The organism is Ahrensia sp. R2A130, assembly GCF_000179775.1.
Classification (GTDB): domain Bacteria; phylum Pseudomonadota; class Alphaproteobacteria; order Rhizobiales; family Rhizobiaceae; genus Pseudahrensia.
On record NZ_AEEB01000017.1, the window covers coordinates 445,862 to 459,248 of the forward strand.

The 13,387-nt window shown below is 53.4% G+C and carries 17 protein-coding genes; 7 read left to right on the plus strand and 10 right to left on the minus strand.

Annotated features, from left to right (window positions below):
• The 5 genes from R2A130_RS11335 to R2A130_RS17625 are packed head-to-tail and all read right to left on the minus strand — an operon-like array spanning position 1 to position 2,203.
• Positions 1–441: a Na(+)/H(+) antiporter subunit B gene (locus R2A130_RS11335; RefSeq protein ID WP_009758193.1), complete on the minus strand. Its 441-nt coding sequence runs from the start codon at positions 439–441 to the stop codon at positions 1–3.
• Complete coding sequence (locus R2A130_RS11340) at positions 438–992, minus strand: DUF4040 domain-containing protein (RefSeq protein ID WP_009758194.1); 555 nt, start codon at positions 990–992, stop codon at positions 438–440. Before R2A130_RS11340 ends, R2A130_RS11335 begins: the two co-directional genes overlap by 4 nt.
• Complete coding sequence (gene mnhG / locus R2A130_RS11345) at positions 992–1,417, minus strand: monovalent cation/H(+) antiporter subunit G (RefSeq protein ID WP_156798481.1); 426 nt, start codon at positions 1,415–1,417, stop codon at positions 992–994. The genes R2A130_RS11340 and mnhG overlap by 1 nt, the downstream gene beginning before the upstream one ends.
• Entirely contained in the window at positions 1,410–1,718 is a 309-nt protein-coding gene (locus tag R2A130_RS11350; protein WP_009758196.1) for a monovalent cation/H+ antiporter complex subunit F, read from the minus strand. The genes mnhG and R2A130_RS11350 overlap by 8 nt, the downstream gene beginning before the upstream one ends.
• Positions 1,715–2,203 (minus strand): Na+/H+ antiporter subunit E, encoded by a 489-nt coding sequence (locus R2A130_RS17625; protein WP_009758197.1) that lies wholly within the window; start codon positions 2,201–2,203, stop codon positions 1,715–1,717. Before R2A130_RS17625 ends, R2A130_RS11350 begins: the two co-directional genes overlap by 4 nt.
• A 398-nt stretch (positions 2,204–2,601) precedes the next feature.
• Between R2A130_RS17625 and R2A130_RS11360 the strand changes: the two genes are divergently transcribed.
• The 3 genes from R2A130_RS11360 to R2A130_RS11370 all read left to right on the plus strand — a co-directional run bounded on the left by R2A130_RS11360 (position 2,602) and on the right by R2A130_RS11370 (position 4,593).
• The gene (locus tag R2A130_RS11360; protein ID WP_009758198.1) at positions 2,602–3,015 is read left to right on the plus strand and encodes a MucR family transcriptional regulator; all 414 of its coding nucleotides are present in this window, start codon (positions 2,602–2,604) and stop codon (positions 3,013–3,015) included.
• A 184-nt stretch (positions 3,016–3,199) separates the two neighbouring features.
• A complete protein-coding gene (locus R2A130_RS18120) occupies positions 3,200–3,802 on the plus strand; it encodes a helix-turn-helix domain-containing protein (RefSeq protein ID WP_156798482.1) in 603 nt (200 codons plus the stop codon).
• A 176-nt stretch (positions 3,803–3,978) separates the two neighbouring features.
• Positions 3,979–4,593: a DUF6456 domain-containing protein gene (locus R2A130_RS11370; RefSeq protein ID WP_156798483.1), complete on the plus strand. Its 615-nt coding sequence runs from the start codon at positions 3,979–3,981 to the stop codon at positions 4,591–4,593.
• Between the two features lie 3 nt (positions 4,594–4,596).
• On the opposite strand, the gene R2A130_RS11375 is transcribed toward R2A130_RS11370, so the two are convergent.
• Positions 4,597–5,019, minus strand: a complete 423-nt coding sequence (locus tag R2A130_RS11375; protein ID WP_040305653.1) for a SufE family protein — start codon at positions 5,017–5,019, stop codon at positions 4,597–4,599.
• Between the two features lie 493 nt (positions 5,020–5,512).
• On the opposite strand from R2A130_RS11375, the gene R2A130_RS11385 reads away from it, so the two are divergent.
• From R2A130_RS11385 to R2A130_RS11395, 3 genes are read left to right on the plus strand one after another with little or no spacing between them, the layout of a single operon-like run.
• Positions 5,513–6,937, plus strand: coding sequence for a PAS domain-containing sensor histidine kinase (locus tag R2A130_RS11385; RefSeq protein WP_198008704.1), 1,425 nt, complete (start codon positions 5,513–5,515; stop codon positions 6,935–6,937).
• Positions 6,918–7,706, plus strand: coding sequence for a peptidoglycan-binding domain-containing protein (locus R2A130_RS11390; RefSeq protein WP_009758203.1), 789 nt, complete (start codon positions 6,918–6,920; stop codon positions 7,704–7,706). The genes R2A130_RS11385 and R2A130_RS11390 overlap by 20 nt, the downstream gene beginning before the upstream one ends.
• A gap of 20 nt (positions 7,707–7,726) precedes the next feature.
• Positions 7,727–8,089: a DUF1491 family protein gene (locus tag R2A130_RS11395; protein WP_009758204.1), complete on the plus strand. Its 363-nt coding sequence runs from the start codon at positions 7,727–7,729 to the stop codon at positions 8,087–8,089.
• On the opposite strand, the gene R2A130_RS11400 is transcribed toward R2A130_RS11395, so the two are convergent.
• The 4 genes from R2A130_RS11400 to R2A130_RS11415 form a co-directional block, all read right to left on the minus strand.
• On the minus strand, positions 8,086–9,111 hold the full coding sequence (locus R2A130_RS11400) for a DUF2336 domain-containing protein (RefSeq protein WP_198008705.1): 1,026 nt from the start codon (positions 9,109–9,111) through the stop codon (positions 8,086–8,088). The two genes, R2A130_RS11395 and R2A130_RS11400, sit on opposite strands and share 4 nt — an antisense overlap.
• A gap of 273 nt (positions 9,112–9,384) precedes the next feature.
• A complete protein-coding gene (locus R2A130_RS11405; protein ID WP_009758206.1) occupies positions 9,385–9,969 on the minus strand; it encodes a putative N- transmembrane anchored protein in 585 nt (194 codons plus the stop codon).
• On the minus strand, positions 9,970–10,524 hold the full coding sequence (locus R2A130_RS11410; protein WP_040305847.1) for a DUF1214 domain-containing protein: 555 nt from the start codon (positions 10,522–10,524) through the stop codon (positions 9,970–9,972).
• A 55-nt stretch (positions 10,525–10,579) separates the two neighbouring features.
• On the minus strand, positions 10,580–12,775 hold the full coding sequence (locus R2A130_RS11415; protein WP_009758208.1) for a transglycosylase domain-containing protein: 2,196 nt from the start codon (positions 12,773–12,775) through the stop codon (positions 10,580–10,582).
• Positions 12,776–12,864: 89 nt separating this feature from the next.
• On the opposite strand from R2A130_RS11415, the gene R2A130_RS18125 reads away from it, so the two are divergent.
• Entirely contained in the window at positions 12,865–13,365 is a 501-nt protein-coding gene (locus R2A130_RS18125) for a YcgN family cysteine cluster protein (RefSeq protein ID WP_256364874.1), read from the plus strand.
• Positions 13,366–13,387: the final 22 nt, after the last annotated feature.

The following is a 13,387-nucleotide window of genomic DNA, read 5'->3' on the forward strand; positions in this document are numbered from 1 at the left end:
CTACCAGTCCTTATCGTCTATAGAGCCGGAACGACCAGCAAACGCGTAATAAACCGACAACATGACCGCGAAGACGGCCAAGCCTACGCCGACCTCAACTGCGATAATTCCGTAGTGTTGGGCTGCGATGGGGTAAGGTCCCAATTGGCCATAGTTCAAGAAATTGTCGCCGAATATCATGCCAAGCACGCCTGTTCCGCCATACATTAGGACGCCAACAGCCATAAGCCGGTGGATCACATGGTCCGGAAATTTCGCCCGAAGCTGTCGCAAGCTGAAAATTGTGCCGTATAAAATAAAACCAACCGCGAAAATAACACCGGCCTGAAAGCCGCCACCGGGACCGAAGTCGCCGTGGAACTGCACATAGAGTCCGTACAAGAATATCGGCGCGATCAGGATTCGGGCTACAACCCGTAAAATGAGATGGTGATCGTTCATCGGTCGCTCCCACCCTGACGGCGACGTCTGCGGCCCAAGCCACTGAGCAAGAGAACGACCCCAATCCCTGCGGTGAAAACCACTACGACTTCACCGAATGTATCGAAGCTCCGGTAGCTGGCCAAAACGGCCGTCACGATATTGGGTACGTCGATTTCAGATGGCGTTCGCTCAATGTAGCCTGCCGCCACGCCGGAAATAACGGGTGCAGTAGGATCGCCAAAATTTGGCATGTCCAGTGTGCCGTAGATCAAAACACTGCCTGTCAGAACAACAACCGCGAGAGGGGTCCAACTGCTCGTGCGGGTTGGTGTTTCACTCCGCGCGGTCAAAGCGATGGTGCTCAGCATCAAGACGGTGGAAATACCAGCGCCGACGGCCGCCTCAGTAAAGGCAACATCCACCGCGTCCATAACGATGAACAGCAGCGCTGCAAGAAGCGAGAACACCCCTGACAACATGACAACCGCAAATAGCCGCGTCATGAACACGATGGCGATAGCTGTTGTCACAAGTAGGGTGAACAGCAGTAGCGTGAGAGCAAGTTCCATCAGGTTGCCTTGCTTTTCGTTTTCTTCGTCGCTGGCTTTTCGGATGGTGCTTTTCGTTTGCGTTTCGAAACAGGCTCACCGGCTCTCAACTTCGGCTCCTTCCGTGCTGTTTCGTCCACGACAAGCGAACGCGGCCTTGAGCCTGATGCGAATGCAGCATTGGCAACAGCATGCGATGCGGTCGGGCCTGTAATCAGCAGAAAGAGTACGATTGCGATGAGCTTGACCGTTACGAGCGTAAGTCCCGCCTGAAACATCATACCAAACAAGATGAGGCCAAGGCCCGCGCTGTCGATGATCGATGCGGCGTGCAGACGTGCCCAGAAATCACCCAATCGCAGTAATCCCAAAGAGCCGATGAACAGGAAAAAGCCTCCTGTAATGAAGCAAATCCAGCTGATTATTTCGACTGCTATCTCAAGCATCGCCATCACCGCTGTTCGTTCCCACCATCTCGGAATCTTCAGGTGCATCACCCAGACGGCGATAACGGAAGAATTTCAGCACAGCTATCGTACCGACAAAATTGATAAGAGCGTAGAGGAGCGCGATATCCAAAAATTCAGGTCGTTCAGCCAAAAAGCCCATTGCCGCGATAAGTAGGACGGTAGCCGTGCCAAACACGTTGAGCGCCAATACCCTGTCATACAGTGTGGGCCCAACGAATAAGCGGATCAGCATCATCACCATACACAGGATGATCAGCAGGTTGACGAAAATCATCATGCCGGCGCCTCATCTTGTGCTGGTGCAGACTCGCTTGATGCATCTACCGTTTCAAGATCGCAGACCCTGCGAGCCATAGCCGAAAGACCATCCATATCTCCAGCTTCTTCGTTCAGTGCATGAACAATGAATCGACCGGGTTCGGTCTCTACGGTTATCGTACCGGGTGTAATCGTGATCGAGTTCGCGTAGAGCATTTTCGCAAAATCGCATCGCTGCTCACTCTTCACATATAACAGTCTTTGATCATCGCCCCGATCTTTGGATAAAATGACCTTTGTCACTGCCCAGTCGGCTTTGCCAATTTCGAACACCAGCCAGAACACGTACCGCGCCAACGCAAATGGGCGCATATTGGATAAAAAGCCGCGTTCCGGAACTAAGCCCAGCCGATATATAAGCCAAACGGACACCACGCTGGAAAATACGCCAAAGCCAATTATCAACGGCCTGTAGATCCCGGATAACAGGAGCCAAAGCGTCATAAGGCCAATGGTGAGTAAGGCTGAGCGAAGGATAGCGAGGGTTCCGTTTCCCTGTGTGTCACTACGACTTTTCCCATTGCGTGCCGCAGGTCAAGCGCAAGTGTGGCGAAACCAAATTTTGCTTTAGCAAGGACATTTCAGTAACGGTCGTTTCCTGCCGATGGCACACACAATTGCCCGATTTAGGGTAAATAAATTTTGACACGTATTGAAGCGAATATTTTTGACTATTTTGGAATACATCGTTGATATTAGTTGTGAGTGTCAAATACATCGCGTTGCTTGACAGTGCGAAGCAAGCGGCCTAGTTGCCGCATAAATCTGTTCGGTTCCCTCTCTAATCAAGAGGTTGTTTCGTCAAGCTTTTAAATCGAATTCCTCGAAGGAAATATATCTCAATGGAAAATTATGAAGTAGAAGACGACAGCGTGATGTTAGGACTCACAACGGAAGTTGTCTGTGCATATGTTGGCAACAATCCGATTGCTGCATCCGATCTCGCTGGTTTAATAAAAGAGGTGCACGGTGCCCTTCACGGGCTGCAGGCTCCGGCGCCCGAGCCTGAGCCAGAAAAACCCGTACCAGCCGTATCGATCCGTAAGTCGCTAAAAGACGACTATCTGATCTGCCTGGAGGATGGGAAGAAATTCAAGTCGCTGAAACGGCATTTGAAAACCCACTACGATCTCTCCCCCGAACAATACAGAGAGAAGTGGGGCTTGCCGTCAGATTATCCAATGGTCGCGCCGAACTACGCCGCAGAGCGCTCTCGGCTTGCCAAGAAGATGGGGCTTGGCCGAAAGGCCAGCTAATCAAGGCAAAATACCATTCAGCTTTGTCTAGAAAACTGAATTTAACATACTAAACCGTCCGGCGCTTGTCGGGCGGTTTTTTTATGTAACTGAAATTTATCGGCTTTTCTGAATCATACACAGAGCGGAGAAAACTTTCCCCTTTTGTTCTTTTTATAGGATAATGGTCCTATAATTACGTGACTTGAACGATGAGGGTTCGTCTATGAATGGGAAGTTGAAATCGAGAAGTGTTGGTTTCCTGAATGAGCGGTCTTCCAAAGGGCCGCTGCAATTGCATCACGCAGGAGATGAGGTCACGCCATTTGCGCCTATTAACCCAGTAGGGCGTTATTCGCCGCTGCGCGCTGATCCCAATATTTTCCGGCTCGAACCGTCTCTCGACCTTGAACATTTGGGCACTCGACAGCGCGACCATTCCGGCAATTACCGTAATGCGGTGTGCAGCTTATGCAGCAGGACTGTCGCAATCGCTCTCCAGGTTTCGCTGGACGCATTGAATTCACCGGATCGGGAAAACGGTGAAACGTCCAAGGCACGACAGATTGCAATGTATCTAAGCGCAACGATGTTCAACTTGTGCGCAACCGAAGTTGGTCGGGCATTCAAGCGGGATCGTACCACCGTGGCCTACGCTTTGGAGCGAATCGAAGAACAGCGTGAAGACCCGGAGTTCGATTTTATTCTGGTGCAACTGGAGGACCTTCTCAGTGACGCCCGCCATGCCATATCCCTGTGCTACGATTACTTTGATGGTGGTAGCGTCAGAATTCTGGAGGAGGTGTAGTTATGGATGCATCTTCAAACACAAAACTCGCGGTCAGAATTCTGGAATTTCTGTCCCACCACGCGTGTGTCACCAGCAAACCATTTCTTGAAGCAACCGATTCTGTCGAGCATCGCGTTATTCTAACCGCGGATAACAATCGTTCGATGGTTGCCACGACTTCCGCGATTTCCGTTTTGGAAGCTGCTGATGTGCTGCGCTTGGACGGATCGGATATCTCACTTACGGCTATTGGCAAAGCGCGAGCTCGCCGGGCGAAAGCCGTGTTGGATGGCGCACGGGACGGCGGCTTTGCAGAGCAACATCAAAAACGCCGGGCAACCAACATCAATGTGAACGGAGCAACCACCAGTGTCTGTGTGGATGACCATGAGTCCCCGTTGTCACGGCTCAGACTACGTAAGGGAAAAGACGGCGCCCCTTGGATTGACGATGCGGCTTACGCGGCGGGAGAACGGCTGCGTTTGGACTTCACCCGGGCCCAGTTGATGCAGAAGGTAACGTCCAGTTGGGATCCAACATCAGGCTCACGCCAGAGAGGCGGTGCTGGCGGAAAGGCGGAACTTGGTGACAACGCTATAGATGCACGCGCACGACTTGAAGCTGTCCGTCGTCAACTGGGTGACGATCTGTGTGGTGTTGCGTTGGATGTGTGCTGTTATTTGAAGGGGTTGCAAACCGTTGAGCGGGAACGGTCTTGGCCACCTAGGTCAGCAAAACTGATGCTGCGCACTGCATTGGTGATTTTGTCGAACCACTACGGAACAAAAGCTGGGCATCAGTCAAACTAAAGCTCAGCTGGCTGCTGCTATGGCCTTTATACGATCCACCATGGCGCGCAGTCCGTTGGCGCGTTGTGGTGTGATGTGTTCTTCAAGTCCAATCTTCTGGAATGTCTCACGCTCATCAAGCGAAAGTATTTCAGACGGCGTTCTGTCTGAGAACAAAGCCAGTGTCACAGCCACCAGTCCGCTAACGATATGGGCGTCTGATGCTCCTCGGAACTGGAGTAGCCCACCCGCTTCTTGAGAAGTAACCCACACTTGGCTGACACAGCCCTGAACTTTGGTTCTATCGTTTTTCAACGCATCATCCAGCGGAGTAAGCGCGCGGCCCAGTTCGATCAGGTAGCCATAGCGGTCGTCCCAATCATCAAGAAACGAGAAATTCTCGATGATTTCATCGATATCGGTGTCGAGGGTAAGTGCTGATGACATGGTGTCGTTTTCGCGTTTCACTTTGGCCCAGCGTTAACGACAGTCAGTCGACAGGCCAAGTGGGCAGTTTGTCCAATTCCACGGGCTGCCGGCAGCTCACTTTGGAATTGCTGATTAAAAATCTCGCTAAAATTTTCATGTTTAGTTTTCCGTTAAACGGCATGTGGCAACCTGTTCGTTGAAAGCGGCTCACCAAATGGCTGGGCTTCCGTTTCGAGGATAAGTGTTGCGTTCCTTCGTTTCTCATAATTGGCTTAGCGGCCTAAGTGCACGGCTGTCTGCCTGGCTCAGGTCGCGTCAGGCCGCGACAGTCGGACTTGCTGGCATCGGTTGTGGGCTTGCTGCGACGGCTGTTGCAGCGGGTCCAGCTGCCGTTCCAATACTATCGCTTCTTGCAATTTTGCCGCTGGAAGCTGCCTTAACAGGCAGCCGTAAGGCTATGTGGTGGGCTACGGTATCTTCGTTGTGCGTTGCTGCGGCTTCAGTTTTGTTGATGCCGATCATTGGTTCGAATTTTGGAAACGCTTCGACGTTCACAACGGCGACAATCATTGCTGGATTGGCTTATCTCGCTCATTTCGCGACGCGACTTATCGGTCGCAAAGATGCTTCCGCTGAGCGCGAACGCAGCTTGATCGAGCGTGCTGATTTGCTGGCTGATCACTCCAACGAGATGTTGATGCGTCTCAATCGCTCGGGCCATGCAGCTTTTGTTTCCAAAGCTTCTGTTCGGCTATCCGGTCACGAACCTACGAGCCTTCACGGCGCAGGTTTGTTGGAAGCAATGCATGTTCAGGACCGTGTGGTATTTCTCAAGGCTGTCAACGACAGTGTGGCAAGCCGTGCGTGCGTTTCTACTAAGGCGAGACTGCGTGTTCGCGGGCACAGCGACGTTCTGTGGCGTGAGTTTGCCATTATACTGCACCCACCGATCAAGAGCCGTGAACTTGTTGCAGTTTGGCACGACAATACCCGAGTTGGGGCATTGGAAGATCGTTTGGATGCGATGGATGTTGCAACGCTTGAGCGTGGCGAATCCCAAGCGAAGAAGTTCGCCCAGATGAGTCATGAGTTGCGCACCCCGCTCAACGCAATCGGTGGTTTCTCGCAGCTGCTGGCATCCGGTGTCGCAGGGCCGCTAACGACCGACAAGCAACGCGAATATGTCGCGTTAATCCAGCAGTCGAGCGATCATCTTCTACAAATTGTCGGCGATCTACTCGATGTCTCGCGTATCGATCAAGGGCATTTCGAGCTTGATGTAGCGGCCTTCGATTTCGTTGAAATGGCGCAATCAACAACCGCTATGATGCAGGCGGAAGCCATCGCTGCAGACATAGACCTTGTCTGCGATATGCCCAAAAGCCTGGCTGCTGTGGTTGGTGATCGCCGCGCTTGCCAGCAGGTGCTGATCAACCTGCTTTCAAATGCCATCAAGTTTTCTCCCGCCGGTTCCAGCGTTCGCCTGACCGCGCGGCGTCATGGTCGTTTCGTGAAAATCCGCTGTAGCGATTTCGGTATCGGAATGACGCGTGAATTTATCGATCAAATCGGCCGACCCTTTATGCAGGCACAACCAGCGTCCGAAGGCGGTCCAACCGGTTCAGGCCTTGGCGTTTCTGTCGTGAAAGGCCTTGTGGAGCTTCACGGCGGCCAGATTCATTTTGACAGCAAACCGGACGAGGGAACGACGGTTACCGTCATGCTGCCTTTCCGTAGCGCCTCGGCAAAGCCGGTTCCCGCAGATGCCAAGACCCGTGTTTTGCGTATCGGCACCCCGCGATTGGCAGCTTCCACCGATGAGGCAGATACCAACGCCTCAGAAATCGAAAATACGGGCCCCGAAAATACGGAACCCGAAAACCAGACGTCCTCAATTCAGACGCAAGGAGAATCCAGTGCACGCGTATCAGCCTGATCGTCTCAAGTCCGCCCCCACCCGTGATGGCGGTTTCATAAATGACATTTTGTGCGCTCACCCCGCCTTGCTGGGTGGAGCGGCGATGTCGGTTGTCATGATGGCAGCCATCGTAACAAATGCTGTGTGGTATCAGCCGGGCAAACATCCTGCGCCGTTGTTCTCCACTCGCGTTGCTGCGGTGGAGCCCACCAGCAAATCTGTTCCTGCAATCAAGACAGTCAAAACCACCTCGGTTAATCCGGCTACCAAAGTGGTGACTGCTGAGGACGCGGCTTCCCGTGAGGTTTTACGCGAAGTGCAGACAGCTCTGTCCGTTCGCGGCTATTACGGTGGCAAGCTGGACGGGGTCTATGGTTCTCGTACCCGCAAGGCGATCACTGCATTTCAAACCGATACCGGTCTTGCAAAGGACGGAAAGCCCAGCGTCCGTTTGCTGACACAGATTCTGATGTCCGCCTCTGCTCAGACCGACCGCGTACCGCTTCCCAAGGCACCGAAGGTTGCCAGTGTAAAGCCGGTGCCCATTCAAACTGTTTCGATAACAAGCACAGCTCCGCAAGCGGCACCGGCTGATGGTTTGGTTGCGCGTATTCAATCCGGCCTAAAAGCTTACGGGTATGAAGAACTTCAGGTCGATGGTAAGATGGGCCAGCAGACAGCGACAGCAATTCAGCGCTTTCAGCTTGATTACGGCATGAAAATCACTGGTGAGCCATCCGGCGATGTTCTGCGTAAGCTAACCGAAATCGGTGCCTTCCAAGGCTAATATTAAGCAAGCAGACAGCCATGTTTCTCCGCATAAAGAGCGAAATTTGGGTGTCTGCGCTATTGCGCAGAGCGCGGGGTGCAGGTGCATTCGCGACCGTCCTGCATAGCGGAGCGGAAGAGGCTGGCGCTATATTTGTTGTGGTGAACCGGGGCGGCTTGCGCGGGAGCTATGACCTCTATGCGCCAGCACCCCAGAGCCTGACTGTTGATGATGACACAAATGCTTACGACCGGCGTTTCGAGCAACGTCTTGAAGGTGTTGATGAGGGCGCGATCAACAATGCTCTCGCATCAGAGCGTCGGTTCGATCCTGATCTGTGGGCGATTGAAATCGAAGATCGTGACGGCCACGCATTCATCGATGTAATCAGCGAATTCTAGCCGAAACGACGCGTATCCAACTGTGTCTCTGCTGCTGATGCCGGGCGCGCCTGCGTTCCGATATGGCGTTCTCGCAGGCCATCGGTATCCGCTGTTGCGGGCATATGGTCAGTTGACGTAGCAAGTTCAGCTTTCGGCCATTGTTCGATAGCTTCCAAGCAGCTTTCCGGTGTCAGGGTCGCGTAGAAGCGGACTGCGCGCATAGCGTTTTGTACGGACAGACCAATCGTTGGATGAGCAAGAATCTGAATGCGGTTCGCTTGCCCTTTTTCTACCTTGGCAGCTTTTAGCGTCACTGCGAGCGTGTCGCCGCTGTCGTCTTCCATCACCTGATGCGCAGACGTGAGATCTATCCCATAACGTTTCATCATGATGGTGCAGATCGCCTGCCGGTTGCTTGTGCGAGAAGCTTTTTCCATGGCTTCTCCAAAATCCCAATCAGGTGTTTCGATGGCTGGAGCAAGCGGCGGAGGTGCAATGTCTAGTCGGCCGCCGCGTGCGGCTGCTTGCAACAAGTCTTGTTGTGCGCTGCTCTGCTGTGAGACTTCGATATGCGCTTCTGCCACTTCAAAGAGCGAAATCGCCTCGGCTGAAGTTTCTTCTTGAACGACCTCCAGTGCTGCCGCGATGGTGCTGGTATTCATCTGCGTTGTGCTGATTTGCTGATCTTGAAGCGAAATAGCGCTTGATGATGCGACCGCATCAATTGATGAGCGGGTTGCAAGAATTGGGAAGGCTTGGTTGGCCTTTAAATACTGATTCACTGTTTCGTCATTCAAAGCGCGCAATGCACCAACGACGGTAGCACCTAGATCGGGTCGCATCGCGATTGCAGCGCAATGGTTGCTACCTTCAGTGTTGATGAGGGTCAGCAGATCTAGCTGGGACAGCGACTGCGAGTTGCGCAACATCGGCAAAGCAACGTCCAATGTGTCATAGGCAAATTTGAGCACGAGTTCGCGCGGCGCAAACGGACAGAATGCCAACAGGCGGGCAACCATCTGCCTGGTTGGTTGGGTCACTGAACCGATGAGCAGCCCGAACGCCTCAATGTATTGGTTATGGCTAAGGCGATCGCCGCTATTGGTATCGCAAAAGCGATTGGTCGCCAGCATTAACAATTCGTCATGGCTCTGTGGCTGGGAGCGCAGTCCGTTTTGCTCAGACTGCAAGTGGGAAATTGCGGGATCGAACTGCTGTGCCATGCGCGGGATATTCATCAAAGAATGCGGTTACCGCACCATGCTGCGCGTCTCGTTAATTTGCGGTTAACCATAATCAACCGGCAAGCAGGTTTAGTTCTGTGAGGATGTGTCCGTCTCGGAGGTGTCTGCAAAATCAGCCTGTTCGCATTTAGCCTGTCCAAGGAATCTGCTGACTTCTTCGCGCCAACTTTCGTCTTGTTGAAGGGCACGGATGAGGACGAAACCTGTTGTAGCCGTGGATTCAAACAGCACCGCGCGATCTGTTTCAGCGGGCGGGTTCTTACGGATTTGTGCCATTTGAATGGGGTTCACGACGAGCAGCAGCAGCTTCCGTTCAATGGCAGTGCGGTCGTTGAAGGAGTAAATATTGCGGCCCTTGCGGTCGAAGATCGCAACGGACCAGAATGGCAGGTCTCCATCCGCCGTGACTCGAAGCGGCGCTTGAGACAGATCAAAACGGCACGCTGCAATTCCAAAAGCCGGGTCGACATTGGGCAGGTCTGTGTTCAGTCGCCCAGGTTCGCTGACCACGGAAAACTGCCATGGCTCACCGCGTTGCTCTAGCTTCGCCCAAGCATCTTTAGCGGCATATGACGGGATCAAAAGCACGATCATGATATGCACGATGCCTGCAAGAACCAGCCCAACCACTCCGGCATAAATGAGACGGCGCATTTAGCAGGCCACCCTTTTGAGGGACGGCATATCTATACCGTTTAACGCACCGGTGCCGGTTAGTGGCGTATCGTAAAACCGCATCAACACGATGAAGAACCCTGCACCCGACGTCTGCAACCAATCTCCTGAGGACAGACCAGGACCAATGGCGATATCTACAGCGCCCGTTTGGTCGCGAAGCAATTGACCCGATGTCAGTACGGTCGCATCTGTTGCCACCGTTTGAGCAGCGCTCTCATCCAATCGTTGGTAGGTGAGGGTCCAAAGGCGGGCAGGCGGAGTTTGTCCCTGCAGTCGGTAACTGCACTGTGGACGTAGCTTACGGTCCGCTTCATCTGCTCTGATAACGAACGACAAGCCTTCCGCCGCACCCAGTGGTATTTCGCCACCAGCAGCAACGCGGGCCTTGGTGTAAGGGTCTGAATCAGGACGCCCTGAAGATGGCCATGACGTCCATTGACCGACACTTGCAGCACCTATGCCTTGGTCTGTTCGAATGGTCGCCCACGATATTGCACCGCCAACACCAAGGCCGAGCAACACAACGATCATGAGTTCCAAAGATCCTTTCAACGCGACAGGCCTAATCGTTCGAATCGACGAAACGTCACTGTTGCGTTGTGTCGGCAGGTTCAGCCGATGCCGCAATTTTTGACGGGCCGACAGGCGCAGCAGACGTGGTGCGAAGAGGTGCTTCGGGCAATGGTGACGCTGCCAGTAGTTGCTGCTCTAGCTCTCCCAGCATTCTAGACATGGCAAGTGAAAGCGGTTTTTGGCGAGCGATATTGACCGGTACATCTGCTGGGGCATCGCTTGAGGCAACTGGTGTTTCTCCGCCGTCTTTTCTCTTTTCAGGTTCCACAAACGGCAGTGGCTTCAGCTCAACATCGGCATGGGCATAGGTCATGAATTTCTTCCAGGTCATAGCTGGAAGTCGACCTCCAGTCAGACGTTTTGTGGGCGTGTAGTTGTCATTACCAAACCAAACTGCTGCGGTGTAATTGCCGGTGTAACCAACGAACCATGCGTCGCGGTAAGCCTGAGTGGTTCCGGTTTTGCCTGCCGTCTTAATGCCGTCCAGCTTAGCGCGGCGCCCCGTTCCCCATTCCGGCACCTGCGATAGCATCAGGTTCATTTTACCTGTCGCATCTTCTGAAAGAACGCGAACTGGTTTGGTTCCATCGCGGCGGAAATCGTAGAGCAACTGACCGGCTTTGTCGGTCACCTGTGTGATTGTATGTCGGTTGGTGGTCATGCCGCCTGACATGAATACGCCGTAGCCAGTTGCCTGGTCCATCACTGTCATTTCGTTGGTGCCCAATGGCATCGCCGGTTCAGCGGTGAGCGGTGAGTCGACGCCCATTTTTTGAGCGAGTTCAACGATAGGGCCACGACCCAGTTGAGCGGCGATACGAACTGGCACGGTATTGATCGACTTCACGAGAGCCGTCGTCAGGCTGATCCGACCGAAGCTTCTGTTGTTATAATTTTTCGGCGTCCAGCCACGAATGGTAATCGCTCCACCAGAAACGACTTGATTGGGACGCATGCCGCGCTCCATCGCGTAGGCATAGACGAATGGTTTGAAGGTAGAACCCGGTTGACGTTGAGCGCGCGTCGCCTTGTTGAACTGGTTTTGGCCGTAGTCAGTGCCGCCGACAATTGCGCGAACAGCCCCACCATTTTCGATCACAACCATTGCCGCTTGGTCGGCATTATACTCTTCGCCGTACTGGCGAATGTGGGACAGCACGGCGTCATCGGCCGCAGTTTGCAGGCTTGGGTCGAGCGTCGTTTTTGCAATGAATGTGTTCGTTGGAAATGTCGCTGCCAGATCTTTCACCTTCTCAAATGCATAATCTACGAAGAAGTCCGGCGAGTCCTTCTTATCACGTTCAACAGCGGTTGCAGGCTGGCGGCGCGCCTGAATAACTTGACCCTCTGTCATGAAGTCGGCCTGAACCATGTTGGTTAGCACCTCGTTGGCGCGGGCGCGGGCGGCTGGAAGGTTGATGTGAGGTGCGTATTTGGCGGGAGCTTTGTAAAGTCCGGCCATCATTGACGCTTCCGCAAGGTTCACATCGCGAATGGACTTGTTGAAATAGAACTCTGCCGCTGCTGCTGCACCGAACGCGCCGCCACCCATATAAGCGCGGTCGAGATAAAGCTTCAAAATCTCTTTCTTGCTCAGATTATATTCGAGCCAAAGGGAAAGAAACGCTTCTTTGATTTTGCGGCTCAGTGTCCGCTCGTTCGTCAAAAACAGGTTCTTTGCCAGCTGCTGCGTGATCGTTGAGCCACCTTGAACCACGCGGGACGCGCGGGCGTTTTCGACCATCGCGCGGACGAGTCCGAGGAAGTCGATGCCGATATGCTCGAAGAAACGCCTGTCTTCGGTCGCCAACACGGCTTTCACGAAGTGATCCGGCAGATCGTCTATTGGAACTGCGTCACTGTGCAAGATCCCGCGACGGCCGATCTCGTTGCCAAAGCGGTCGAGAAAAGTGACCGAGTACTCGCGCTGCTCGCGCCAGTTTTTCTCTGTTTCATCAAAGGCAGGCTTTGCTAGCGCTAGCATCAACAGAGAGCCAGCCACGCCCAGCGTCAATGCTTCGCAAGAAAGTTCGACCACGCCCTTTTTGAAGCCCGTCACGCGAAAGCGGCGGAAGAAAATGGTCAAGGATTCCCACCACTCGCCGCCGCCAGCCTTGAAGCGGTACATGGCGTCATCGACGGACGAGTCAAAACCCATCAGCAGGTGTGACAGGCTCCATTTTCGTTTTGGTGCGAAAGGATCACGCATGGCCTTTGTGGAGGCTCCGTTCCATAAGGGGCAATGTTTTGGCGGTCAGTCGCCTATTAATCGGATATTTCGATGGCAGGAGCAAGCGCGTGAGCGGCACCAAACCCGTTCAAAGTGAACGTCCGTACTGGGAAAGCGTGCCACTGGCAGAAATGTCACAGGAGCAATGGGAGGCTTTATGCGACGGCTGCGGACGATGCTGCCTGCAAAAGCTGGAAGATTGGGACACGGGCGAGATCGCGTTTACAAATGTCGCCTGCCTGCTGCTGGACGGCGATACCTGCCAATGTCGCGATTACGAGAACCGCTTCGATACCGTGCCTGACTGCGTGCAGCTTAAGCCAAGCGACATCGGCCAATATGCATGGCTCCCGCCCACATGTGCATATCGTTTGCTTGATGAGGGAAAAGCATTGCGACCTTGGCACCCGCTGATCAGCGGGGATCCTCAAACGGTGCATGAAGCTGGAATTTCTGTTTCGGGGCAGACTGTTAGCGAGGAGGGGCTATCAATCGAAGAGTGGGAAAAATACATTGTAGGGTGGCCCAATGTAGATAAAAAGGAAAAAAATCATAAAATAGGAAAATAGGCGTTGACTGCGGTGCGGTCGT